Source organism: Butyricicoccus faecihominis, from assembly GCF_014648015.1.
Classification (GTDB): domain Bacteria; phylum Bacillota; class Clostridia; order Oscillospirales; family Butyricicoccaceae; genus Agathobaculum; species Agathobaculum butyriciproducens.
Genome location: NZ_BMQH01000005.1, coordinates 103,994 through 129,414, shown reverse-complemented (window position 1 = coordinate 129,414; position 25,421 = coordinate 103,994). Strand labels below are relative to the sequence as shown.

Here is a 25,421-nt window from a genome sequence, read left to right as displayed (position 1 = left end):
AATAAACCCATTACAACAAACAACGAGGTGAGCAAATGGCCGATCAGTATCATCACGGAAATCTCAAAAGCAAGCTGCTGGAGGAGGCGGTCACGCTGATCTCGCAGGACGGCCTTGAAAATCTTTCTCTCCGGCGGCTGGCAACGCAGTGCGGCGTGAGTCACAACGCCATCTACCGCCACTTTGACAGCAAGGAGCGCCTGATCGACGCCTGCCGTGCCTACGTCATGCAGGAGCTGACGCGCACACTCGAGCTGACGCTCAGCGGTCTGGACGAAAGCCTGCCGCAGACCATGGAGCAGCTCGGCACCGCCTATCTGGATTTTTACATGCGCAACCCGACGTATTTCAGCGCGTATTTCCGCAACGCATCCCAGAAGCTGACGTTCTCGCTTGAGCCGATCGAGGGCAACTACCCGCCGTTTTCCGTTTTCCGCCGTGTGGCTGTCGCTATCGCGGAAAAGCAAGGCATTCCGCAGGATGAGGCACGATGGCGGCTTCTGCGCTACTGGACGATGCTCAACGGCATGTTCGCCATGTGGATTTCCTCCAACGTGGAACTGCCCGAAAACTGGAAAACCTGTCTGAAAAACGAATTTTAAGGAGCGTTTACGATATGAAACAGATCATTCTCACGGGCGACCGCCCGACCGGCAACCTGCATGTCGGCCACTACGTCGGCTCACTGGCCGAGCGCGTGAAGCTGCAGAATTCCGGAAAATATGACGAAATTTACATCATGATTGCGGATGCACAGGCGCTGACCGACAACGCCGAGCACCCGGAGCGCGTGCGTCAGAACATTATGAAGGTCGCGCTGGACTATCTTGCGGTCGGCATTGACCCGGAAAAGACGAATATCTTCATCCAGTCCATGGTGCCGCAGCTGACCGAGCTGACGTTCTACTACATGAATCTTGTCACGGTGTCCCGTGTACAGCGCAACCCTACCGTTAAGGCAGAGATTCAGATGCGCAACTTTGAAGCCAGCATTCCGGTCGGTTTTTTCTGCTATCCGATCAGTCAGGCGGCGGACATCACCGCATTCAACGCTACGGCTGTTCCGGTCGGCGAGGACCAGGAGCCGATGCTCGAGCAGTGCCGCGAAATCGTGCACAAGTTCAACACGATTTACGGTGAAACGCTGACGATGCCGCAGATTGTTCTTCCGTCCAACAACGCCTGCATGCGTCTGCCCGGCACGGACGGCAAGGCGAAGATGAGCAAGTCGCTCGGCAACTGCATCTACCTTGCGGATCCGGAGGAGGTCGTTCGTGACAAGATCATGTCCATGTACACCGATCCGGACCATATCCGCGTGCAAGATCCCGGCAAGCTGGAGGGCAATACCGTGTTCACCTATCTGGATGCGTTCTGCCAGCCGGAGCACTTCGCAGAATTCCTGCCGGATTACCAGAACCTTGACGAGCTGAAAGCGCACTACCAGCGCGGCGGACTCGGCGATGTGAAGGTAAAGAAGTTCCTGAACAACGTCATGCAGTCTCTGCTGTCGCCCATGCGTGAGCGCCGTGCGCAGTGGGAGGGTCGCCTGCCTGAAGTCTACGAGATTCTCAAGAAGGGCAGCGAAATCGCCGCTGAGACCGCTCAGGGTACGCTCGATCGAGTCCGTCACGCGATGAAGATCGACTATTTCACCGATAACGCCCTGCTCAAGTAAAAATAGCAAAATAAAGGACGAACCGCTTGGTTCGTCCTCTATTTTTACACTTTCGGGATTTGTTGGGTCACGCAGTGGATATTGCCGCCGCCAATCAGAATATCGCGGGCAGCAATCGCAACCACCTTACGGGTCGGGAAAAGCTCCTGCAGGATGGCCTGCGCCTTTTCATCCATCGGGTCGCCGAAGGCGGGCATGACAACAGCCTCGTTCGCAATGTAGAAGTTGACGTAGCTTGCCGCCAGACGCTCTCCCGGGGTACGGGTCGGCTCGCCGTCACACAGGTCAAGGCCGTCGCACTCCTCTGCGGTGATGGTCACCGGCTTGGGCAGCGGCAGCTTGTGCACCTTGATCCTGCGGCCCTTGGCATCGGTCGCAGCTTCCAGTGCATCCAGACTGGCCTTGGAAAGCGCATACTGCGGGTCGGTCTCGTCGTCCGTCCACGCGAGAACCACCTCGCCCGGAGCCGTGAAGGCGCACACATTGTCAACGTGCTCGTTGGTTTCGTCGTTATAAATGCCGCGCGGCAGCCAGATCACCTTGGAAACGCCCATATAATCGCACAAAACCTGCTCAATTTGAGTCTTTGTGAGATCAGGATTGCGTCCCTCGCTCAACAGGCAGGCTTCGGTGACGAGCGCGGTGCCCTCGCCGTCCGAGTGAATGGAGCCGCCCTCGCAAATGAAATTGCGTTTATCATATACATCGTTGTTCAGCAGGTCGCAAAACTTGCGCGCCACACGGTTGTCCTTCTCCCACGAGGGATACAGGCCGTCCACATCGCCGCCCCACGCGTTAAACCCCCAGTCGATGCCGCGGCGCTCTCCCCTGCCGTTGATAACAAAGGTCGGGCCAACGTCACGCGCCCACGCATCGTCAGTCTCCATCACGACCAGACGAACACGGTCGGGCAGCTGCGCACGCGCGTTGTCATACTGCCCTTCCGAGCAGAGCACGGTCATGCTTTCGCTTTCGGAAATCGTCTCGATCACACGCAGAAAGGCTTTCCGGGCCGCATAGGCGCCGTACTGCCAGCTGTCGGCGCGTTCCGGCCAGATCATCAGGCAACCCTCATGCGGCGCAAACTCCGCAGGCATATAAAACCCGTCCTGCGCGGGTGTAGTGTGCAAAATTTTCATGGTATCTCTCCTGTTCGGTGGTACATCAAGAGTACAACATTTTGATGGAATTTGCAATGGTCGTAGGCGGTTTGAAATGAAAAATTGAGAATGGAGAATGGAAAATGAACGTAATATTGAACGGTATGCGGGCGGTCGCCGGCCGTCCCTGCGATTCCACGATTGCCGCCGTTTCTTAACGGATAACGCCATCCTCATCTGATAAATACACCGATTTTCCCCTCGCCTGCATTTTCCATTCTCCATTCTCCATTTTCCATTCTCAATTATTCAACTTTCTCTTTATCAACCCCGCAGAATATGGTACACTAAAAATGTATCAACCCATTTCCAAAGGAGAGGTGCATACCATGAATTACGCTTACACCTATACATACACACCGCTTTTCTCAATGATTTTGCCGATTCTGGCACTTTTACTGATTCTTGCGGGCGGCATCGCGCTGTACACGCTGTTTGTCCGCAAGCCGAATCACTACCACGGCGCGGCAGCTAAGCTGCATGATTTTCTCAATTTCCGGCACGCATACACCGAGGGTCTGCTGAAAATCCTGTACTGCATGACGGTCGCTGCGCTGGCTGTTTACAGCGTTATTCTGCTGTTTTTCCACTTTTTCTGGGCGATCCTGCTGTTTATCGTCGGAAATATTGCTGCACGGCTCGGCTATGAATTTATTATGATGCTGTTCAGCATGCACCGCACCCTGCGCAGCATTGACCGCAAAATGCCCGAGCCGCAGCCGTTCGAGCAGCCGGCTCCCGCACCGCAGCCCGAGCCGCAGAATACACCGGAAAATCCGCTCCCGCCCGATCAGCCGTAACACAGACCGCTGTTTCCACTTGAAATTTGTTCAACGCAGATTGCAAAAACACGCAAGTCATGATAAAATAGATATACTATTACAGAATTTCGCGGCAGGACCAACCCATGTGCTGCCCTACAGAAAAGAGTATCTTAGAAAAGGAGGTCCGTGCATTGAAAATTCAGGAAAGCGCGGAAAACTACCTGGAAGCCATCCTGGTTCTGACGCAGAAAAATGGACAGGTGCGCTCGATCGACGTTGCGCACTACACCGGCTTTTCCAAGCCGAGCATCAGCCGTGCCGTTGGCCTGCTGCGCGATAACGGTTACGTTTCCATCGACCAGAACGGTCTGCTGGGGCTGACCGAATCCGGCATGCAGATCGCCACCAGCATTTACGAGCGCCACACCGTGCTCACCGCGTTCCTCACCGCTCTCGGCGTGGACGCTGAGACCGCCGCTGAGGATGCGTGCCGCATCGAGCATGTGCTGAGCGAGGAAACCTTCGACAAGCTCAAACAGCATGCGAAGGCGTATATCGACGCACAGGGTAAATAAGACCCGTTGAAAATCCTGCCTGAAAAGGCAGGATTTTTTATATCAAACTTTATCGAACAAATTTTCGATAAAATCATTGCATTCAAATCGGCACCCTGTTATAATGGGTGTATCGAATCCGAATGCACCGCCGCTCTGCGGCTTTCATATTTGTAACTTTTTCAGGAGGAAATGCTATCATGGCTACCAAAAAGCAGTTGGAACCGGTCGCTCCTGCGGCTGATAAGAAGAAAGCACTTGCCGCTGCGCTCGGTCAGATCGAAAAGCAGTTCGGCAAAGGCTCGGTTATGCGTCTGGGCGAAAACACCGGCATGAATATCGAACACATCCCGACCGGCTCGATCGGTCTGGATCTCGCACTCGGCATCGGCGGTTTGCCGCGCGGCCGAATCATTGAGATCTACGGACCGGAATCCTCCGGTAAGACCACGGTTGCGCTGCACAGCGTTGCAGAGGCGCAGAAGCTGGGCGGCACGGCTGCGTTTATCGACGCCGAGCATGCGCTCGACCCGGTTTACGCCAAGGCACTCGGCGTTGACATTGACAGCCTGCTGGTCTCCCAGCCTGACACCGGCGAGCAGGGTCTGGACATTGCGGAGGCGCTCGTGCGCTCGGGCGCGATCGACATCGTGGTTATCGACTCGGTTGCCGCGCTGACACCGCGCGCCGAAATCGAAGGCGAAATGGGCGATTCCTTTGTCGGTCTGCATGCCCGCATGATGAGTCAGGCGATGCGCAAGCTGGCCGGCTCGATCGCCAAGAGCCAGTGCGTAGCCATCTTTATCAACCAGCTGCGTGAGAAGGTCGGCGTCATTTACGGCAATCCGGAGGTCACCACCGGCGGCCGTGCGCTCAAGTTCTATGCGTCTGTCCGCATGGAGGTCCGCCGCGTAGAGCATCTGAAAAACGGCACCGAGCTGATCGGCAGCCATACCCGCGTAAAGGTTGTAAAAAACAAGGTCGCTCCCCCGTTCAAGCAGGCTGAGTTCGATATTATGTACGGCGAAGGCATTTCCCGCACGAGCGAGCTGGTCGATCTCGGCGTGGAATTCGGCATCCTCAACAAATCCGGCGCGTGGTTCTCCATGGGCGATACCCGTCTGGGTCAGGGCCGCGATGCTGCCAAGCAGTATTTCAAGGATCATCCGGACATCGCGGATGACGTACAGAAGCAGATCATGGAAAAGGTAGCCGAGGAGCGCAGCAAGCTGGCGCAGAGCCATGCGGCACGTCCTTCTGCCGCTGTGCCGACCGAGAAGGCCGAAAAGCCTGCGGATAAGGCACCGCGTCCGTCGTCCTCCAAGGCAGTCTCCATCGACGCGGACGATTTTGACGACCTCGACGAAGAATAATGAGCGAGGATAAATACCGCGCAGCCCTCGATATGGCGGCAAAACAGCTGTCTTATCGAGCACTGAGTGCGAAAATGTTGCGCGACAAGCTGCTTGCCAAGGGGCACGATGAGGAAGCCGCCGATTACGCGCTTGCGTGGCTGACCGAACGCAGTCTGCTGAACGATATGCTTTTCGCGGAAAGCGTTGTGCGCGGCTACGCGCGCAAGGGCTACGGCGCGGCACGCATCCGGCAAGAGCTGACCCGCCGCGGCATAGACCGCGACACCGCAGAAGCGGCTATGCAGACCTTCTCCCCGGATGAGGCGCAAATGCTGGCTCTGCTCGAAAAACGCCTGCGCGGTGACGTTTCCGATCGAAAAGAGGTCGAAAAAGCCGTTGCGGCACTCCAGCGGCGCGGTTTTGCATGGAATGATATCAAGCGCGCACTCGAAACCTACGGCAATTCGCTGCCGGAGGAAGAATAATTTTTTATTCAAGGGTTTCCATCATCAAGTGAATCTTTTCGCGCGATAGCGCGCATGAAATAGAATTTACTGTGCAAATTCCAAAAAAGTCAGGGCGTGTACCTGACTTTTTTGACTTATAGAGGAAGAAAGTTTCTGCACAGGAACTTTCGGACGACTCTGGAGCGGCCCACGGTCCGTTCCTCTTGTCGGCAAAACGGTAGTTTTGCGACAGGGTCTTGCATGAATCCCGCGGTTGGAGTATCATAATAAGAGGAGAAAACTCTACCGGAAAGGAAGTATTTCCATGGAAACCAATAAAATTCCCGCCCGCGCAGATGTGCCCGAAAAGGACAAATGGGCGATTCAGGATCTGTTTGCGACCGACGATGACTGGCGTGCCGCGTTAGCGAAGGCCAAGGAGTTCATTCCACGCATCACCGCATTCCGCGGCAGACTGGCCGAAAGCGGCGCTGCTCTGCTGTCTTTTTTCCGTCTGGATGATGAAATCAGCCTTGCATTTGACGCGCTCGTACACTATGCGCAGCGCCGCAGCGATGAGGACACCCGCGTCGCCGCGTATCAGGAAATGGTCAGCCAGGTGACGCGCTTCGCGGTCGAAATTCAGTCTGCCGCCGCGTTTGAGACCCCTGAGCTGCTCGCCATCAGCGATGAGGACATGAACCATCTGTACGCCGAAGCACCCGAGCTGGAGCTGTACCGCCTGAATATCGACCGCATTCGCCGCCGAGAGCATGTGCTGTCCGACAAGGAGGAGGCAATCCTCGCCGCTGCAGGCGAAATGGCCGCCAGCCCGGACGATATTTACTCCATGCTCAACGACGCCGACCTCAAATTCCCGGACGCGGTGGACAAGGACGGCAATAAACACCCCGTCACGCATGGCACGTTCATCCCGCTCATGCAGTCCTACGACCGCGTGCTCCGCAAGTCCGCGTTCGATTCGCTGTACTCGGTTTACGGCCAGTTCCGCAACACCTCGGCGGCAACGCTGTCCGCGCAGCTCAAGCAGCTGCTGTTCTTTGCGAATGTCCGCAAGTACCCCTCGACGCTGGATGCCGCGCTCGACGGCAACGAGGTGCCGACCGGGATTTACCGCAACCTGATTGACGCGGTGCACCGCTCGTTTGCGCCCATGTACCGCTATGTTGCGCTGAGAAAGAAGCTGCTCGGCGTGGACGAACTGCACATGTACGACCTGTACGTGCCGGTCGTGGACGGCGTGGAAATGAAATTCACGTTCGAGGAGGCCAAGGAGATCGCACTGAAGGCGCTTGCGCCGCTCGGTGAGGACTACCTGAATCTGCTCCGCGAGGGCTTTGCAAACGGTTGGATCGACGTGTACGAGAACGAAGGCAAGCGCTCGGGCGCGTACTCGGCAGGTGCGCGCGTACACCCGTATGTGCTGCTCAACTTCAAGGGCACGCTCGACGATGTGTTCACGCTCGTGCATGAGATGGGCCACTCTATCCACTCGTACCTGTCCAACAAGACCCAACCGACCGCGTATCAGGATTACGTTATCTTTGTTGCTGAGGTTGCATCCACCTGCAACGAAGCGCTGCTGATGGAGTACCTGCTGTCCGTCACGACCGATAAGAAGGAGCGCGCGTACCTCATCAATCACTTCCTCGAGCAGTTCCGCGGCACGCTGTACCGCCAGACCATGTTCGCCGAGTTCGAGCTGACCGCCAACGAGATGACGCAGCGCGGCGAGGGCACGACCGCCGAAGCGCTCTGCGCGATGTACAAAAAGCTGAACGAGCAGTATTTCGGACCGGAAATGAACGTAGACGAAGAGATTTCGCTTGAATGGGCGCGTATTCCGCACTTCTACTACGATTACTACGTTTACCAGTACGCGACCGGCTACGCCGCTGCCATCGCACTGTCGCGCCGCATTCTGCGGGAGGGTGAACCGGCGGTGAAGGATTACCTCGGCTTCCTGTCCGGCGGCTGCTCCGCCGACCCGATCACGCTGCTGCGCGGCGCAGGCGTGGATATGGCAAGCCCGAAGCCGATCGAGGACGCAACAAAGCTGTTTGATGAAATGATCTCGGAGATGGAAAAGATTCTGAATTGAGAATTGAGGATGGAAAATGAAGAATGACGTTTCTTTTTGCATTTTTCATTGTCTGTAACACTCAATTAGTGTAAAGAAAAGGCACAGCCGTCTGAACAGCACCCCATCTGTTAGATAGTATATCATACTGTCTAACAAATGGGGTGCAGTTCATCTACACATTCTCTATTTTTGAACATACCTATTCTCTCTCTCATCTTGGCGCGGCTGTACTCTCTCGGCTGAGCCATTCTTCTGTCTGCATGGGTGTGTCCCCTCTTTCCTCCTTTTCTTCTTTATGATATGATAAACGAAAGGAAAGCAAACGCGGAGGAACACAGCCATGAAGATGACCATACGTAAAATCGCAGAGCTATCAGGCGTATCGCGCGGAACGGTAGACAAAGTAGTACACGACCGTGAAGGTGTAAGCAACGAAGTGCGTACACATGTGCAGAAGATCATCGATGAATTCGGCTATAAGCTACCCACACGTAAACCGAAAGAGATTATACAGCAAGTTGAGCCAGAACGGAGTTATCGTGTGGCAGTGCTTTCGCCCCGGCTGACTAATCCATTCTTTGAAAAAGTCATTCGCGGCATGCAGGATGCATTGATGAGCGAAAGCGCGCAGTCAGTCCATGCAGAGTATTTTCATTGCGACAGTGAAAACGTCAACGAACAGCTTTCTATTTTATATTACCTGGAGGAGCACGGCATTGACGGCATTCTGCTCCGCGGTACGCGCAATCAGCGCCTGTGTGACCGCATCAATCACTTGACGGAAAAAGGCATTCCGATCGTGTTGTTCGACTCGGATGTTCCCGGCTCCAAACGGCTGTGTTTTGTCGGAGAAAACAGCGGTGCATCCAGCCGTGTCGCGGCCTCGCTGCTAGCGAAAAGCATTGGTGAGGAGGGCGAAGTGGCGATCATCAGCGGCCTGCCTGATATGTCGACACATCGTGCACGTGTACAGGGGTTCGAGCAGGTCATGCGTGAGCGCTTTCCTAAAATATGTATCGTTGAGAAAATCAATTCTCGTGACCAGAGTGTTATTGCATATGAGAAAACACGATATCTGTTGCGACAATATCCGCATTTGCGCGGTATCTTTAACGCAGTAGGCTGCACCGGCGATATTGGGCAGGCACTGATTGATCAGCAGGCGCAGCACATTAAAATGGTGTGTTACAACATGACACCGGACATTGTAGCGCTGGTCAAGCGCGGCATTGTGGATTTCGCGATCGGTCTTGCGCCGTATCAGCAGGGCTTTTCTGCGATGAATGCCATGACAGCGTACCTGACACAGGGCAAGCAGCCTGCCGCGTTCATCGAACTGCCGCAGCTGATCGGCATTGATGAGAACATCGAAGCCTTGGCGAAAACCATGTGAGGTTTAGGTTTTCCTTTCCGTGCCTTCTACGTGCCTTTACAATTCTATCGGTAAAAACGCCGATAGAAACCGTGTTTTCAAAGCGTGCCTTTTTAGGCACGCTTTTTTCTTTCCGCTTTTTCTGCTGCGTGCACGTGTTTGCTTGTGAAATACCACAATCTTCCGCAGCGGTTTTGGACTGATTTCACGAAAACTGCGGTTCGTTTTGTTTGCGAATGGAATCGCAGGTTGCAGGCAGGTATAATTGAACCATGGAAACTGGGAACACCCCGGAAGAGAAAAAAGAAGTTGCCATATCGAAAAGGCACGTAATGAGAGGAGCAATTTCATTATGAAAAAGAAAATCTTAGCAATGTTGATGGCAAGTGCAATGGCACTGACAATGACCGCCTGCGGCGGCTCCGCTTCCCAATCCGGCAGTGACAGCACGGCTGACACCGGTTCGGACGCAGCCGGCGGCAATCACAAAATTTCGGTCATCCTCAAGACGCTGAATTCAGAATACTGGCAGGCGGTTTCCGCAGGTATCAATCAGGCAGCCGATGACCTTGGCGTGACCGTTGACCTGCAGGGTCCTCCGAGCGAGACCTCCTACGACGAGCAACTCAACATGATCGAAACGACGCTCGGCTCGAGCGACGCAGAGGCACTGGTGCTGGCGCCGCTGCAGCCCGATGTAGCGACCACCGCTGTTGCAAATGCAACCATTCCGGTGCTTTCGGTTGATACCACCTTTACCTCGGATAAGCTGGTCAGCTACGTTGGTGTCTCCAACGAGGACGCAGCCAAGAGCGGCGGCGAGTATGTTGCCGAAAAGCTGGGCGGCACAGGCAATGTTGTCATTCTTGCTGGCGTGCAGGGTGACACCACCTCTGAGGATCGTGTAAAGGGCTGGACCGAAGGCATTGAAGCAGGCGGCTGCACGGTGCTGGATATGCAGTACACCGACGCGGTAGCAGACAAGGCAGTTACCACGCTGGAAGGCTTAATGCAGCAGTATCCGGATCAGATCGACGCCGTTGTATGCCACTCCGATGACGTTGCAATGGGCGCAGCGCAGGCGCTGCAGTCCATGGGCAAGCAGGATGATGTTGTTGTCTGCGGCTTCGGCGGTATCTCGGGTGCAACGCCGGTCAAGGAAGGCTCGATCACCGCAACGGTCGATATCGGCGCTTACCAGATGGGCTATGACTGTGTAGCACGCGCACTCGACGCCATCGAGGGCAAGACCATTGATTCGTTCTATCCCTCCGACCCGACCATCATCGACAGCTCCAATGTAGACGACTTCCTTGCGAAACTCGCTGAGTGGAAGGGCTGAGTTCATAATGACCGAGGACCAGCCATATGCTGGTCCTCTTTTCACAACAAACGATACAATATGAAGAAGAAAGGCTGAAATAGTTATGAAGAAGATCAAGATCGGACTGATCGGCGCAGGCTTCATGGGCCGCACCCATTCCACCGCATACAAGTCGGTAAACAACATTTTCGGCGATGATTATGTACCGGAGCTGGTCGTTGTAGCCGATGTGAACAGCGATAACGCGAAGGCGCTTGCGGAGAAATACGGCTTCAAGCGCTGGACGACCGACTGGCACGAGGTCGTTTCGGACCCCGAAGTTGAACTGGTGGACATCACCACGCCGAACGCTTCGCACTGCCCGATTGCGGTCGAGGCAGCAAAGTACGGCAAGAACGTCTACTGCGAAAAACCGCTGTCCATGACCGCGCAGGAGGCGGTTAATGCGACCAAGGTAGTCGAGGACGCCGGCATTGTGACTTCTGTCGGCTTCAATTACGTCCGCAACCCAATCCAGCAGTATGTCAAGGAGCTGATCGCGTCTGGCGAGCTTGGCGAGGTCGTCAACTTCCGCGGCATGTACGATCAGGACTACTACAACGATCCGGATCAGAAGCACGAGTGGCGCATGTTCAAGTCCGCGTCCGCGTCCGGTGCGCTGGGTGATCTGGCAAGCCACACGCTTTCCCTGTCGCAGTACCTCATCGGCGATATTGCCGAGGTCTGCGGCATGACAAAGATCATTGTGCCCGAGCGCCCCGACCCGAAGGACTCCTCCCGCATGCTGCCGGTCGAAAACGACGACGTTGTACAGTTCATGTTCAACTTTGCGAACGGCGCGTGCGGCACGATCTTCTCCAACCGTCTGGCTGCGGGCCGCAAGATGTCGCTCGGCTATGAGATCCAGATGACGAACGGCTGTATCGTATACAATCAGGAAAATCAGAATCAGGTGCAGATCTATCGTCACGATGATCCCAAGACCGAGCGCGGCTTCAAGACCGTACTTATCGCACCGGGTCACGGCGAGTATGACAAGTTCTACGGCGGCGCCGGCATCTGTCTCGGCTACGCAGACCAGAAAACCATCGAGGTCTACCATACCCTCCAGTGTGTTGCGGAGCATAAGCCGTACGAGATCGACTTCCGCTTCGGCATGAAGGTCATGCAGGTCATTGACGCAGTTCTGGAGTCTGCCGAGACCCGTCAGTGGGTAACGGTCAAGTAAGGAGGTCCCTGCCATGAAAATCGGTCTGGTATCCGACTGCCTCGGCGGTCAGTCGTTCGACGAGCTGCTCGACTCGTGCGTAAAACTCGGCATCGAACAGGTCGAGCTCGGCGTGGGCAACTGGTCAAGTGCGCCGCATGTTGATCTGGACGGTCTGTTGGAGAGCGAAGCCAAGCGCGATGAAATGAAGGGCAAGCTGAAGGACCACGGCCTGAGCATTTCGGCGTTCAACTGCTCGGGCAATCCGCTCGCCCCGGGCGACTGGGGAAAGCGCGAAGACGAGGTGACGCACAAGTGCTTCAAGCTGTCCGAATATTTCGACCTCGATAAAGTTGTCATGATGTCCGGTCTGCCGGGCGGCGGTCCGGAGGACAGATACCCGAACTGGGTCGTGACCTCGTGGCCGCCGGAAACGCAGGAAATTCTGGATTATCAGTGGAGCACCGTCGCCATTCCGTACTGGAAGGAGCTGAAAGAAGTCGCAAAGGCGCACGGCGTGACCAAGCTGGCGCTTGAGCCGCACGGTTGTCAGCTCGTGCACGATGTGGAGAACTTTGAGAAACTGCGCGACGCATGTGGCGGCGACAAGACCATCGGCTTCAACCTCGATCCCTCTCACCTGTTCTGGATGGGCGCGGACCCGGTCGCGGTCGCGCGTGCGCTCGGTGACGCGATTTACCATGTTCATGTCAAGGATGTGCGCGTAGAAAAGCCGGCGGCGGTCAATACCCTGCTCGACGGCAAGGGCGTGCTCGAATTTGCCAAGCGCTCGTGGAATTTCGTAATCCCCGGCTACGGCCACGATGAACGCTGGTGGCGCGAATTTCTCGTCACACTCAAGATGATGGGTTACGACGGCGTACTCTCCATCGAGCACGAGGACTACACCATGGATACGATGGAAGCACTGGGCAAAACCGCCCGTCTGCTGCGCGAAAACCGCGTTTGAGCAGCAAAAAACAGGTTCTCTCGCGTCCGCCGCCCGCTCAGAACCTCTCTTTCCTCAAATAGCTGATACGCTCCAATGTTTTGCTCTCGTTCCTTCTCTCTTTCCCCTGTTGTGAAAACAAACTGCGGAAACGCCGCTTGATTGGCTGAACAAGCCTTCGGGCGACGTTCTGTTTACGTTATCGCGCAAATTTCTCTTGCAAAACCATTAAAAAGCATGGATAATAGAAATGGATACCGGTATCGTATCATAAAATTTGTCACATCGAGGAATTATCGTTATGGGAATTACGCTTAAACAGATTGCGGATATGGCGGGTGTGCATAAATCAACCGTGGATAAGGTGATCCACAACCGTCCGGGCGTCAGTGACGCCAAACGCCAGCAGATTCGCGCGCTGCTCAAGGAATACGGCTACGAATCCAATCCGCTGGCGAAAGCGCTCAATTATCAGAAAAAGAAAATGACAATCGGCGTTGCACTGCCGCGCGTCAATGCAACACCCGATCTGCGGCGCGGTATTGAAATCGTGCGGCAGGACTTCAACAGCTTCAATATTGAGATTGACTACCGCGAAATCGACTACCCTAATGCAGATGAGCAAGCGCAGTGTTTAAGGGAATTCCGTGCGGCCGGTGTCGCCGGCGTAGTAGTCAGCCCGATGGAAAGCGAAGCCGTTCTGTCCGAACTGAATTCCCTGCACGATGCGCAGATTCCGGTGGTCGTGGTTCATTCCGATTTGGGAAACGCACCCTGCCTGTGCTTTGTCGGACAGGATATGCAGCAGGCCGGTCAGGTCGCGGCGCGTATGCTGCACCTGCTGACCGACAGCGGCAAGGTCGGCGTTGTCACCAGCCGCAACAGGCTGCACTCGGTCGAACTGCGTGAACAGGCATTTGCCGACTATATTTCCAATTATCCGGAACTGACAATCGCAGATACCATTGATACGCAGGAATCGCCCGATGTCGCGTATGCGCAGACACAGGCCATGCTCAGGCGCCATGCCAACCTAAACGCGCTGTTCATCACCTGCGGCTGTGTGATTGATGTATGCCGTGCGGTGCGAGATGCAGCGCTGCCAGTTCAGCCGTCCATCGTGTGTTTTGAGCGCTATCCCGAAATTATAGAACTGCTCCGTCAGGGCAAAATCGCCTGCACCATCAGCGGTGATTTGCAGGAGCAGGGACGGCTTGCCATGCGCTTCCTATTTGAATATATCATCTATGACCGCACGCCCGAATGCAGCACGGTCTACACCAAAAACGAAATCATCATTGCGGAAAATGCGTAAATTTTTCGGCAGCCCCAGCGGACACTTCTCGTAGTGTCCGCTTTTTTCGTCTGCCCTGTTTTGTGAAGGGTGCATAAAAAATTTGTAAAAAGTATGTGCGGTATTCCTGTTTACAAATTCAGATTTACAATGATATAATCATTTTGCAAACAAGAGATACCGGTATCGTAAACAGCGATTCCGGTATCGTAGAAACATTATATTCATCTAACGCAAGAAAACCGCCTCTGGCGGGAAATTTTTTAGAAAGTTACGATACCGGTATCGTAACTTGAAAAGTACAAAAGGAAGGTATAAAAATGAGCGAACTGAGAATTGGTCTTGTAGGCACCGGCGGTATCGGCCGCACCCACATTGAACGCATCAACAACACCCTGCAGGGCGGCAAGGTTGTAGCCTGCGCGGATCCGGTAGGCGCATTCGGTCTGTCGGTTGCAGAGAAGTACGGCATTAAGGGCTTCGAGAACCCGATCGACATGATCAACGATCCTGAGATTGACGCTGTCATGTGTACCACCGCTGATCCGTATCACGAAGAATACGTTCTGGCTTCCATCGCAGCCGGCAAGTATGTGTTCTGCGAAAAGCCGCTGGCTCCCAAGGCTGATGCCTGCAAGCGCATCGTAGAGGCTGAGATGAAGGCTGGCAAGAAGCTGGTTCAGGTTGGCTTCATGCGCCGTTATGATGAAGGCTACAAGCAGCTCAAGGCAGCGGTTGACAGCGGCAAGTACGGCGAAGCGCTCCTGCTGCACTGTGCACACCGCAACCCGTCCGTTCCGGCTGACTGGGACAACTCCATGGCGGTTGAGAACTCCATGGTTCACGAAATTGACGTTCTGCGCTGGCTGCTTGGCGAGGACTACGCAACCGCTGAGGTTCGTTACGGCAAGTCCACCAACAACGGTCCGAAGGATCTGCACGATCCGCAGATTATGATTCTGACCACCAAGTCCGGCGTACGCATCGACGTTGAATCCTTCGTAAACAACAAGAACGACTACGACATCAAGTGCGAAATCGTATGTGACGGCGCGGTACTGAATATGCCCAAGCCGAATTACATCTCGGTCAACGCGAACGCAACCACCGGTCAGGCAATGTACACCGACTGCTTCCAGCGCTTTGCAGATGCATACAACGCGGAGATTCAGACCTGGATCAACGCTTCCAAGGCAGGCTATGTTGACGGCCCGACCGCTTGGGATGGCTACTGCTGTCAGGTTGCAGCGGCTGCCGCTTCCAAGGCACGCGAGACGCAGACCATCGTTCCGGTCGAGTACGACGAAATGCCGGATTTCTATAAGAAGTAACGCTGAATCTCTCCAATATCCCTCATTTCTTCTCCGAGGCAGGCGCCTGATACCCAGCACCTGCCTCAATCATTCAAAACAACGGAGGTTTTATAGATGAAACTCGCAATTTGCACTGACGTATTCGCTGATCTGTCCTACACGGACATGCTTGACAAGGTAAAGTCCCTCGGTATCGACGCGGTCGAGATGACCGCCGGCGGCTGGGGTGCGCGCAAGCACTGCAACACCGCCGAGCTGCTCGCGGACGAGGGCAAGCGCAAGGAGTTCATGGGCGAACTCGAGAAGCGCGGCATGCGCATTTCTGCACTGAACACCTCGTGCAACCCGCTTTGGCCGTCCAAGACCGGCGAGGAATACAAGAAGTCCATGTACGACTGCGCAACGCTGGCCGGTCTGCTAGGCGTTAAGAAGATCGTAGCGATGGCAGGTCTGCCGGCAGGCAGCGAGACCGACACGACCCCGAACTGGATCACCTCTACCGTTTCTTGGCCGGATTTCATGGCTCCGGCTTACGAGTACCAGTGGAAGGTGACTATTGAGTTCTGGAACGAGTTTATTGTGCACTGCAAGAAATGCGGCATTGAACATATTGCAATCGAAGAATTTCCGGGTACAATGGTATGGTCGGCTTCTACCCTGCTCAAGCTGCGTGAGGCTACCGACCCGATGCTTGGCATCAACCTTGACCCGTCCCACATGATGGTTCTGGGTGCGGACCCGATCGCGGCTGCTCGTGCTCTCAAGGGCTGCATTTTCCACGTTCACGGCAAGGATGCCCGCATCGAGCGCGGTCTGGCTGACACCGACGGTCTGCTCGAGCCTCGCCCCGTTACCGAGTCCGCTGACCGCGTTTGGAACTACGTTGCAGTCGGCTGCGGCAAGGATTTGCAGTGGTGGAAGGAATTCTTCTCCGTTTGCCACATGATGGGCTACGACGGAGACGTTTCCCTCGAGATGGAGGACCTGACCATGACCGTTGATGCAGGTGTCAACACCTCGATCGACGCGCTGCGTCAGACCATCAGCCAGTAAAAAAGCAGCAAAAAAAAGAAAAAGAGAAAGAAACGAGGTAAAGAGTATGAATCTGAACGGCTACGGCAAGCTGATCAAAAAAGATCGCGTGTCCGGATTTGAGAAATTCGCCTTCGGCATGGGTGAAATTTCAACCAATATCGTTTTCACCATCGCAACCAGCCTGTTGACGATGTTCTACACCGATGTAGCGCACGTTTCGGCGGCCGTTATCGGTATGATTATCGCGGTTTCGCAGATTTTCAACGGCATCTCGGATATTTCCGCAGGCTTCATCGTGGACCGCACCCGTTCCAAGTACGGACGCGCCCGCGTCTGGATGCTGCGCATGTCCATTCCGTATGCGATCGCAGCCGTGCTGCTGATGACCGTTCCGCAGCATGTGGGACAGTTCGCACAGGCGATCTACGTGTTTATCACCTATAATCTTATGCTGACCGTGGTCTATACCATGTTCCAGCTTCCGTTTGCGACCACAATGACCTATATGACGCGCGATCAGGACGAGCGCGCCAAGATCAATATTGTCCGCATGGCGATGAGTCCAATCGGCAACATTCTGGTCACCTATTTCTTCACCCGTATCCTGAATTCTATGCCGGGCGGCATGGATTCCCAGCGCAACTGGATTGTGCTGACCGCCATTTACGCTTCTCTGGCAGCGGTTGCGATGCTGTTCTGCTTCGCGTGCGTCCGTGAGCGCGTGCAGGTGCTCGATGAGTACGGCGAGGAGAAGATCCCGCTGAAAAAGGCGATTCCGGCGCTGTTCAAGAACAAATACTTCATCATGCTGTTCCTGTTCTTCGTATTCTTTGCCATGTACCAGACCTTCTCCGGCACGATGGCATCGTACTACTGCAAGCAGATCATTCAGGATTCCAATATCATCGGCAACGTAAACGCGGCTTGCTACGGTATTTCGATTTTTGCAACGTTGCTGCTTGGCAAGGTCATGCACCTGACCACCAAGCGCAACTGGTGCATTATCGGTGCACTCTTTATCATCGCCGGCTCTCTGGTAGTGAAGATTGCTCCGCTGAGCGTCACGATGGTAACGGTCGGCGGTCTGCTCCGCGGTATCGGCATGACACCGATTCTCGGCCTGATCTTCACCATGATTGCGGATGCCATCGAGTACGGCCAGTGGTACACCGGCCTGCGTACCGCCGGCGCGATTCAGTCTGCCGTTACTTCCGGTCAGAAGTTCGGACAGGGCATTGGCTCTGCGCTGATCGGCTTCATCATGTCCGCTTCCGGCTACACCGGCGCGGCAGTTGAGGCAGGCTCCAAGGCAGCAGCAACTATCTCCAACCTGTACATTTACGGCATTGCCATCCTCGGCGCAGTCATGATCTTCATCCTGCTGTTCTATAAGCTGGATAAGGAATACCCGCAAATCATCAAGGAACTGCTCGAACGCGAGTCCAAGAGCAAGTCGAACAACGCTTAACCTGCAATCTCTCCTATATCTTTCCCTCTATGCAGACCAGCGCCTCACCGATTCTGTGAGGCGCTGGTTTTTTGTGCGTGTGAGACCGCTGCCGAGCTATATGCTTGGAACACAGGGATTTCTACAGCTTTTCATCATGCTTCGTATGCGTCATGCTGTGCCAGAAGGATTGACGGAATTTCCCGGGCGGCGTGCCGGTGTATTTCTTGAACATTGCATTAAAGTGACAGATACTGCTGAAGCCGAGCATATCCGCAATCAGTGTGACCGCATGCATAAGCATATCCTGCATCTCGCCGATACAGCGCTTCATCACATACTGCGCATTACTAACTATTGACTACTTCGCAAACTGTCCGACTCTTTCCACTTGATATGAAGTAATTATCTTGCGTACATACCAAAGCCTTCAGGCATGGGCTCGGTGATATCGGGCACGCCGACAAGTTTTTTCTCGATGATCTCGCGGGTGCGGGTACCGTCCGAGATGGCGCGCTCTGGGAAGCCGAGCGGATTGAAGGTCGCAATCCCCTAATGCAGTTCTTCTTTCAGCCTACATTAGGGGATCATTATCTTGAGTGATTCTATCGATTCGCTACAGTGTTTTAATCGACTTACTTGCCCATCTCGCAGAAGCGCATGAGAATTGCAGCAACCTCTGCGCGGGTTGCATTGCTCTTCGGGTTGAGTTTGCCGTTCGAGCCGTTTACAATGCCGTTGGCAACTGCCCACTGCATTGCGTTCACCGCGTAAGTGCTGACACTTGCAGCATCAGAGAACTCGCTCAGCGAACCGGAAGCTGCCGGAGAGCCAGCGTAGCGGTACAGCATGGTAACCAACTGCTCACGGGTAATATTGACGTTCGGATTCGTGCCGTCGGAAACACCGTTGGTCTTGGCCCAGTTCATGCCCTTCTCGTACCAGGTCGAACCGCCGGTGGTGTCCTCGCCAGCGTAGCGAGCAAGGATCGTCATCAGCATACCGCGGGTCGTGGATGCATTCGGAGAGAACTTTCCACTACCTGTGCCGCTCATCAGCTTCTTGCCGGACACATAAGAAATGGCAGATGCAAACCAATCATTTGCAGTCACATCGCTGAATTTTTCAGTTGTTGTACCGCCGGTATTACTGCCATTGTTCGGATCAGCAGGCTTCACAGGTGTTGGGCTGCCGCCAGAGGAAGAACCACCGCCACCGGAAGATCCGCCACTATTTCCGAAATCCTTCCATTTGAGGAGTGTACCATCGCTGCGCCGAACGTCATAACCTGAAGTCGGCACGATTTCCGGCGCATCGGTTGCAATGATAAACCGTCCATCCGTATTGTTGGTAAATGCAGTCTCATCGACCGCTGTTACTGTTTTCGGCAGAGATACCTCGTGCATTTGATTACCTGCAAATGCATTTGCAGGAATTTTCTCCAAGCCATCCTCATAGCCTGGCAGACGATCCTTGACCACAAGCTCAACAATCTGGTTGTTCATAAATGCTTCTTCGCCGATCTCTTCCGCGGTATCCGCCAGAACAACGCGACCGATCTTGTTGTTTTTGAAAGCTCGGGTGCCGACATGAGCAGTGTACTTACCGAGCTGCAGCTCGGTGATTTGGTTGTTCTCAAATGCGCCGGTACGTACACGATGTGTCAGCTCCGGCAGTTCTACCTTTTCGATAGCATTGCCGCGGAAAGCATATTCATCAATACTACGCAGCTTGGCGCTGTTAATGTTCTTCAGGTTCCATCCAAAGGACTGCAGCCCGGTGTTCATAAACGCGCCGATGCCGACAGTTTCCACGCTGTCCGGCAGGATTACACTGGTCAGTTTTGCATCCGCAAAAGCAAACGGTGCAATTTCCGTGATAGCACCTTCACTGCCCGATGCTGGAAGTGTCAGCGCACCGCCTTCTCCCAGATAACGAAGAATGGTCGTGCCCTCAATAATATAGTCCTTGCCCGGATTTTTTACAACCGTCTGTGAACCAGCTGCCTTGCCGTTGATTTTCAGAGTGATAACGGCATTTTCTGTCTGCCGGTCAATCGGCAGATCGAAATAGCCATCCGCATTAGCCGTTGCTGTATAGGTTTTGCCGTTTACAGTTGCCTCAACGGCTGCATTCGGCAGCGAGAAGCCGCGCAGTGTTTCATCTGTATCCAACACAGGGGTACACAAATGCGGTGCCACCGTATCATACAGGAAGGTCAGCGCATTGCTGCGTGCCAGCTTGAGCTTTACCGATGCATCGGTGCTGATATAGGAAACGCCTTCAATTCGAATATCCGGCGGCGTAATGGTCACCGTCTTGCCGATCTGATAGAACGCCGACGCCGGAAGATTGCGCGTCATGCGGGTTTGATTCGGCGCGTACAGCGTATTTCGTCCCAGAATATCCTCGGAATCGCGGATATTGACCTCGGTCAATGTTACCGTCGCTGGATTGATCAAATACTGCTGATCGACCGATTGCAGCTTGGTATTCTCCGCGGTGAACACCTGTGCATACGGAAAATCATACGAACTGCGGACACCGAACGCCTCATCGGCAATTTCGGTCAACTTATCCGCATAAACCTGCACATCGCGAATGCTATCAAAGGCATTTTTGCCGATCTTGGTCACGCCCGGCATGGTGATGCGCAGCGGACTGCCCACTGCCTGGAAGGCTTCCTCAGCAATCTCGTGTACGCTTTCCGGAATGGTCAGCGTCAAGCCCTTATCCGAATCGCTGTACTGATACTTGAATGCGCCCTTGCCGATGGTCGTGAGTGTGGAGGGGAACGTTATGTTGCGCAGCGCGTTGACCTTGAAGGCCTCCTCGTCAATCGTCTCCACGCCCTCCGGAATAACAACGCTCGTCAGTTTGCGCGCGCTGTCCTTGCCGGTGCCGTCAAATGCAGCCTTGCCGATATGCTTGACGGCTACGCCGCCAATCGCTGCCGGAATGACAACCTCTGCCTTGCTGCCCTGATAGCCGGTGATGGTCTGCGTTTCCGGGTCAAAGATAAAAGCATTTTCGTCATCAATCACAGGCGGCTGCTCACCGCTGCCGCTACCGTTGGGATCATCTGTTTCCGGATTGCGTTCCGCATCGGTCGGATACAGCCAGTTTGCTCGGATAGCATAGCCGCCGGCAGGAGAGATCGTCGAAGTGGCTGTAAAGGCGCCATCGTAAACGAAAGAGCGCTCTACCGCCTTTTCCACTGCTCCGGTGTCATAAAGAACGCCCATGCAGTCAGCAAAATCGGTCTTATCTTTCGCGTAGGTGACGGCCACATAGATCGGCTTGTCGGTCTTTACCGTGTACTCGGAAAGATCGACGGTGTTCCACGCATTGGGCGTTTCCACCTGATAATCGTGGAACGGCGCCAGCTCGATCAGTCGGCCGGTATCGTTATAGGTCAGCACGCCGACCTGCACATGCTCACCGCTGTAATACTGGTTCTGCACGAAGAAAATATCCGCGCTTTGCAGCATGCCGCCCTTGTGCGGCGTCTGGAAACGTACCGCTGCGCCCTTCGGGCCGCTGGTGAACTGAATGGTCTGCGCGGTATCCGCAGAAGCGTTGATGCCGTAGTCGGTCTTTTCGCTCTCCACGCCGGAAATGGGCGTGAGTGCTACGGTTTCCATGGTGTTGCTGCCCGCGCCGATCGTGATCTGCTTTTCTACTGCCATATAGCCGTTTTTATAGAAGCGGGCGGTATAGGTGCCGGCGTATACCTCCGCGGTATAGGCACCGGAAGCGTCCGTCGTCAGCATCGGCACATTTTCGTCATCGACCAGACGAACCAGTGCTCCATCCAGAGCGTTTCCGTCTGCGTCCGTTACCTTGCCGGAAACAGCAGCCTTTTCAGCCGGGTGCATGTAAACGGTCGGAACCGTGATCTTGCCCTTGCCGGAAACGGCCTGCGTCTGCGTCTGATAGCCATAGGCCTCAAAGCGCAGCGTATACTTGTTGTCCCCGGAGGCCGCCTGCGTGATAGAATAGCCGCCGTCGATCTCGCTGGACTGCGCGGTGCGCTCCGAACCCTCCACCGTCACTTTTGCGCGGAATGGAATGCCGGACGTACCATCACTGGTGCCGCTTGTCACCACAGCCATGCCGATACCAGACTGATCGTGATAGCCGGTCAAGCCGTTTGTCAGACCGTAGCCAAGCGCCTGACGCGCCTTACCCTTGATTGTGCTGGACAGCTGACTGCTTTCCGATGCAGAATGATACTCCTGCTGCTCGCTGCCGATCATAACATTGTCGATATGCCAGCCAAGGTTGTAACTAGAAAGGTATACTGTTTTTCCTACTGCGGCGCGGAAACGAATATTCACCGTTTTGCCGGCGTAATCTTCCAGCGAAACGCCGATCTGATGCCAGGTAAAAGTCTGCTTATCATCCATCACCGTTTCGCGGGATACGAGCGGCTGCCAGTAGTCACTGTCCGCCGGTTTGATCTCCACCGTATAGCTTACAGCGTCCGAGGCAGATTTAGAGCCGCAGTACGAATCAAAATAGAGGTAATCGCCAGACTGCACTTGCGTTTCAGGCAGCATCAAACCGGCATCCTGACAGTTCGAAGGCCGCTTGTTCAGTGTAACACCCCATTGAGAAGTAAGGTTTTTAGAAAGCCCTTCCCATGCATCGCGTTCAAGCAGTTCACGATCCGCAAGATCCTCCGGTAGAGTGGGCGTACCATGAATCCAGTCATTCACTGTGCCGGTGATAGCAGAGGCGGTAAAACCGCCGTTATCCGATTCAAAATCGTACTTTGTAAGATGCTCCGGCACCTTGTAGGTCAGCGTCAGCTCGTCCGAATACTCGCCTTCGTTGCCTGTAAAGTCCACTGCCTTGACGCGATAGGTATAGGTCTCGCCGTTTTGCGCGGTCGCGTCGGTGTAGTTGACATGATAGTGCGACAGGGGACGCTTATCCTCCTCGCCCTTGTTGATAAACTGAAAGGCATCGTAATCCTGCTCGATCTCGGCCAGCGTTTCAAAATCACCGCCCGCGGTCTTGCGCTCCAGAACATACTTTGCCATATCGGTCTCTTCGTTGGCGTCAAAGTGCAGGGCAAGTCCCTTGCCGCTGACGCTGGCAGCGAGCGCCTGCACCTGTCCCGGTGCGACGGTTTCATTCTTCACGACCGAAAGGTTATCCAGATACCAGCCGACGCCCTCGTCCGGGTCGGAATCGTGGCCAAAGAAGTACACACGGATCTGGATGGGAGCCTCCGCGCCTGCGTACTTTTCCAGAGAGAAGGTGCAGTGCGTCCATTCCCGCTCGGTAATATCCGGGCGGAGAATCACATCGTAAAGATCCTTCCAGCTATCCTCACCTCCGCCGGTGGTGGATACCTGAATTTTCGCCAGACACAGGCCGGTAAAGCCGGTGTACATATCCATGCTCAGCGACGGATGCTCGTCTGCCTTTACCGTACTGAGGTCGATCGGCGGCAGATACAGATTGCTGTCCACCCGGCGCTCAAACCAGGCCTTGCCGGGGTTGATGCCGATATAGGTCGTGTTGCCGTCGCCGGGCAGCTCGGGCTCGCCCTTGTTCGTGCGCTTGGAGATGCCCCAGCTACCGTCCATGAGGAAGCCGGGCAGACCGTTATCCGCATTTTCAAAATTCTGCGTCCACGGCAGGGTCATACCCGGCAGCACGCTGACCGTTTTATCAATGGTCGTTTCGTGCATGCCGTAGTCCACCGTCTTGACCGCAAGCGAAAGTTTGCCCTTTGCCAACTCCTTGCTAGGGATGGTGTAGGTGTATACGCCGTTGTTCTGCTCGCCGGAGGCGAGGCTCATTTTCACCGTTTGGGCCTCGGCGCCCGGCACGGTATAGGTCAGCTCTGCGCTGCGGATGGATACCGCATCGGCAAGACGTGCCGTCACCTGAATATCGCGCCCCAAATAGTATTCATCCTGCATATCAAATGCGGCGGTCGGCGTGTCGGTGTCCTCACCATCCTGCAATACTTCGCCTTCCAGCGTAACAGTATCGCGGCCTGCTAGCTTGGCAACGGCATCATAGGCGTTGACCAGGCCATAGCCGTAGGCGATATTGGGCGATTCTGTATAGGTGCTGTCAGTCAGCGGCTCGGCCGTTTCCTCCAGCAGTGCTCGAACCTCCTCCAGCGTATCCACCTTATCCTCGCAGTCCAGCTTTTTCGCCGCGGCGCGGATGAGTGCGACAACGCCGGTCACATGCGGCGCCGCCATAGAGGTGCCGTTCCAGCTGACATAGTTGCCGTTTGAATCCACCGAGCGCACCTGTACGCCCGGCGCAGAAATTTCCGGCTTCTGTCCGGCCTCCGGGAAGGCGGACGGTCCCTTGTTGGAGAAATTGCCAATCTCCTTGTCGCGGTCGGTCGCGGCAACAGCCAGTACATTGGCGTAGTTTGCCGGGTTGGAGATCGTACCCGCGCCGGGTACCTCGCCAGAGGTATTGCCGGCGGCAAACACCGGGATAATGCCGGCATCGACCCAGGCGTCTACAACATCCTCGAACCAGCGGTCGTCATCGTTGCTGCCGCCCCAGGAGTTGTTGATAACATCCGGCTTTTGCTCCAGCATCCATTCTGCCGCAGCGATCAGGTCGGATTCCCGGCCGCCGTCCTCGCTCATGGCGCGGGCGCTGATGAATTTCGCGCCCGGCGCGACGCCGATGCGGTTGAGGTTATCGCCCTCGCGGCCGACGATCGTACCGGCGACATGCGTGCCATGATCGTCCGACGAGGTGTGCTGCGGGGTGTCGTAGCCGTCCACAAAGTCCTTGTACTTGCCGCTCCACGCGTTTTTCAGCGCGTTTACATTGTAATTTGCGCCGCCGTCGATGATACCGACGGTCGCGCCGGTGCCGTCCACGCCGAACTCATCCCACACCTTATCGGCATGCACCTGCAAAACGCCCCACTCAATATCGCGCTCATCCGGCTGATAGATGGTGTTTGAGAACAGCTTGATGCTGCTCTCCTCCTCTTCGGCATCCTCTACCGGCTCTACACGCTCTACGGTGCCGTTCCATGTGATCTCGTCCACATCATCCAGCTGCGCCAGCTTATAGACCAGCTCTTTCGAGCTGATCTGCGCATGGATGACGTTGGTGATATAGAACGATTCCCAGCTGATTACATCGTCGCTCGCATTTTCCAACAGAGCGCGGGCCTGCGCCTGCGCCGCGTCCGCCTTCTGCTTGAGGGTGAGGGAGGAGCCCTCTGCCGATTTGAAGTAGATCAGCAGGTCATACGGCGCTTGTTTGCCAGCCAGCACCGACTGCACCGCGGCGCTCTGCGTATCCGCCGCAAAGGCGTATGCCGGCATTGCGCCGGGCAGCAGCACCGCCGCCGCCAGCAGCAGCGAAAGCCCTCGCCGCAGTATGGTTTTCATTGGTTGCATATGTGCTTTCTCC

General features: G+C 55.1%; 18 protein-coding genes. 15 read left to right on the top strand and 3 right to left on the bottom strand.

Going from position 1 to position 25,421, the window contains the following annotated elements; all coding sequences use genetic code 11:
• The first annotated feature begins 35 nt into the window (after positions 1-35).
• Positions 36-602, top strand: coding sequence for a TetR/AcrR family transcriptional regulator (locus tag IEY11_RS06465; RefSeq protein ID WP_119194600.1), 567 nt, complete (start codon positions 36-38; stop codon positions 600-602).
• Between the two features lie 14 nt (positions 603-616).
• Complete coding sequence (gene trpS, locus IEY11_RS06460; RefSeq protein ID WP_188886109.1) at positions 617-1,678, top strand: tryptophan--tRNA ligase; 1,062 nt, start codon at positions 617-619, stop codon at positions 1,676-1,678.
• Positions 1,679-1,722: 44 nt separating this feature from the next.
• Here the strand turns inward: trpS and aguA are convergent, their stop codons facing one another.
• Positions 1,723-2,817, bottom strand: a complete 1,095-nt coding sequence (gene aguA / locus IEY11_RS06455; protein ID WP_188886108.1) for an agmatine deiminase — start codon at positions 2,815-2,817, stop codon at positions 1,723-1,725.
• 350 nt (positions 2,818-3,167) lie between these two features.
• Here aguA and IEY11_RS06450 point away from each other — a divergent pair, with 350 nt between their 5' ends.
• The 13 genes from IEY11_RS06450 to IEY11_RS06390 all read left to right on the top strand — a co-directional run bounded on the left by IEY11_RS06450 (position 3,168) and on the right by IEY11_RS06390 (position 18,023).
• Entirely contained in the window at positions 3,168-3,638 is a 471-nt protein-coding gene (locus tag IEY11_RS06450) for a DUF4282 domain-containing protein (protein ID WP_118479829.1), read from the top strand.
• 155 nt (positions 3,639-3,793) lie between these two features.
• Entirely contained in the window at positions 3,794-4,177 is a 384-nt protein-coding gene (locus IEY11_RS06445) for a metal-dependent transcriptional regulator (protein ID WP_110435666.1), read from the top strand.
• Between the two features lie 179 nt (positions 4,178-4,356).
• Positions 4,357-5,529 (top strand): recombinase RecA, encoded by a 1,173-nt coding sequence (recA, locus tag IEY11_RS06440; protein ID WP_110435667.1) that lies wholly within the window; start codon positions 4,357-4,359, stop codon positions 5,527-5,529.
• The gene (locus IEY11_RS06435; protein WP_188886107.1) at positions 5,529-5,996 is read left to right on the top strand and encodes a regulatory protein RecX; all 468 of its coding nucleotides are present in this window, start codon (positions 5,529-5,531) and stop codon (positions 5,994-5,996) included. Before recA ends, IEY11_RS06435 begins: the two co-directional genes overlap by 1 nt.
• 286 nt (positions 5,997-6,282) lie before the next feature.
• Entirely contained in the window at positions 6,283-8,079 is a 1,797-nt protein-coding gene (pepF, locus tag IEY11_RS06430) for an oligoendopeptidase F (RefSeq protein WP_188886106.1), read from the top strand.
• Positions 8,080-8,401: 322 nt separating this feature from the next.
• Positions 8,402-9,454 (top strand): LacI family DNA-binding transcriptional regulator, encoded by a 1,053-nt coding sequence (locus IEY11_RS06425; RefSeq protein ID WP_118729213.1) that lies wholly within the window; start codon positions 8,402-8,404, stop codon positions 9,452-9,454.
• Positions 9,455-9,785: 331 nt separating this feature from the next.
• Entirely contained in the window at positions 9,786-10,775 is a 990-nt protein-coding gene (locus tag IEY11_RS06420) for a sugar ABC transporter substrate-binding protein (protein WP_118729214.1), read from the top strand.
• An 85-nt stretch (positions 10,776-10,860) separates the two neighbouring features.
• Entirely contained in the window at positions 10,861-11,985 is a 1,125-nt protein-coding gene (locus IEY11_RS06415) for a Gfo/Idh/MocA family protein (protein ID WP_188886105.1), read from the top strand.
• Positions 11,986-11,998: 13 nt separating this feature from the next.
• Complete coding sequence (locus tag IEY11_RS06410) at positions 11,999-12,934, top strand: sugar phosphate isomerase/epimerase family protein (protein ID WP_118729216.1); 936 nt, start codon at positions 11,999-12,001, stop codon at positions 12,932-12,934.
• A 280-nt stretch (positions 12,935-13,214) separates the two neighbouring features.
• Positions 13,215-14,228: a LacI family DNA-binding transcriptional regulator gene (locus tag IEY11_RS06405; RefSeq protein ID WP_118729217.1), complete on the top strand. Its 1,014-nt coding sequence runs from the start codon at positions 13,215-13,217 to the stop codon at positions 14,226-14,228.
• 299 nt (positions 14,229-14,527) lie between these two features.
• A complete protein-coding gene (locus IEY11_RS06400; RefSeq protein WP_118729218.1) occupies positions 14,528-15,538 on the top strand; it encodes a Gfo/Idh/MocA family protein in 1,011 nt (336 codons plus the stop codon).
• Positions 15,539-15,634: 96 nt separating this feature from the next.
• A complete protein-coding gene (locus IEY11_RS06395) occupies positions 15,635-16,573 on the top strand; it encodes a sugar phosphate isomerase/epimerase family protein (protein ID WP_118729219.1) in 939 nt (312 codons plus the stop codon).
• 46 nt (positions 16,574-16,619) lie between these two features.
• Positions 16,620-18,023, top strand: coding sequence for an MFS transporter (locus IEY11_RS06390; protein ID WP_158578286.1), 1,404 nt, complete (start codon positions 16,620-16,622; stop codon positions 18,021-18,023).
• A gap of 121 nt (positions 18,024-18,144) precedes the next feature.
• On the opposite strand, the gene IEY11_RS06385 is transcribed toward IEY11_RS06390, so the two are convergent.
• Positions 18,145-18,336 (bottom strand): helix-turn-helix domain-containing protein, encoded by a 192-nt coding sequence (locus IEY11_RS06385; RefSeq protein WP_118729221.1) that lies wholly within the window; start codon positions 18,334-18,336, stop codon positions 18,145-18,147.
• Between the two features lie 301 nt (positions 18,337-18,637).
• Positions 18,638-25,408 (bottom strand): S8 family serine peptidase, encoded by a 6,771-nt coding sequence (locus IEY11_RS06380; RefSeq protein ID WP_118729222.1) that lies wholly within the window; start codon positions 25,406-25,408, stop codon positions 18,638-18,640.
• Positions 25,409-25,421 lie beyond the last annotated feature (13 nt).

What these genes read in the sequence shown, in the direction of transcription:
- IEY11_RS06425 (WP_118729213.1), top strand. Translation starts at nt 8,402, where the DNA reads ATGAAGATGACCATACGTAAAATCGCAGAGCTATCAGGCGTATCGCGC.
- IEY11_RS06450 (WP_118479829.1), top strand. Translation starts at nt 3,168, where the DNA reads ATGAATTACGCTTACACCTATACATACACACCGCTTTTCTCAATGATT.
- IEY11_RS06405 (WP_118729217.1), top strand. Translation starts at nt 13,215, where the DNA reads ATGGGAATTACGCTTAAACAGATTGCGGATATGGCGGGTGTGCATAAA.
- IEY11_RS06465 (WP_119194600.1), top strand. Translation starts at nt 36, where the DNA reads ATGGCCGATCAGTATCATCACGGAAATCTCAAAAGCAAGCTGCTGGAG.
- recA (WP_110435667.1), top strand. Translation starts at nt 4,357, where the DNA reads ATGGCTACCAAAAAGCAGTTGGAACCGGTCGCTCCTGCGGCTGATAAG.
- IEY11_RS06415 (WP_188886105.1), top strand. Translation starts at nt 10,861, where the DNA reads ATGAAGAAGATCAAGATCGGACTGATCGGCGCAGGCTTCATGGGCCGC.
- IEY11_RS06410 (WP_118729216.1), top strand. Translation starts at nt 11,999, where the DNA reads ATGAAAATCGGTCTGGTATCCGACTGCCTCGGCGGTCAGTCGTTCGAC.
- IEY11_RS06420 (WP_118729214.1), top strand. Translation starts at nt 9,786, where the DNA reads ATGAAAAAGAAAATCTTAGCAATGTTGATGGCAAGTGCAATGGCACTG.
- trpS (WP_188886109.1), top strand. Translation starts at nt 617, where the DNA reads ATGAAACAGATCATTCTCACGGGCGACCGCCCGACCGGCAACCTGCAT.
- IEY11_RS06385 (WP_118729221.1), bottom strand. Translation starts at nt 18,336, where the DNA reads ATGAAGCGCTGTATCGGCGAGATGCAGGATATGCTTATGCATGCGGTC.
- pepF (WP_188886106.1), top strand. Translation starts at nt 6,283, where the DNA reads ATGGAAACCAATAAAATTCCCGCCCGCGCAGATGTGCCCGAAAAGGAC.
- IEY11_RS06390 (WP_158578286.1), top strand. Translation starts at nt 16,620, where the DNA reads ATGAATCTGAACGGCTACGGCAAGCTGATCAAAAAAGATCGCGTGTCC.
- IEY11_RS06380 (WP_118729222.1), bottom strand. Translation starts at nt 25,408, where the DNA reads ATGCAACCAATGAAAACCATACTGCGGCGAGGGCTTTCGCTGCTGCTG.
- aguA (WP_188886108.1), bottom strand. Translation starts at nt 2,817, where the DNA reads ATGAAAATTTTGCACACTACACCCGCGCAGGACGGGTTTTATATGCCT.
- IEY11_RS06395 (WP_118729219.1), top strand. Translation starts at nt 15,635, where the DNA reads ATGAAACTCGCAATTTGCACTGACGTATTCGCTGATCTGTCCTACACG.
- IEY11_RS06435 (WP_188886107.1), top strand. Translation starts at nt 5,529, where the DNA reads ATGAGCGAGGATAAATACCGCGCAGCCCTCGATATGGCGGCAAAACAG.
- IEY11_RS06400 (WP_118729218.1), top strand. Translation starts at nt 14,528, where the DNA reads ATGAGCGAACTGAGAATTGGTCTTGTAGGCACCGGCGGTATCGGCCGC.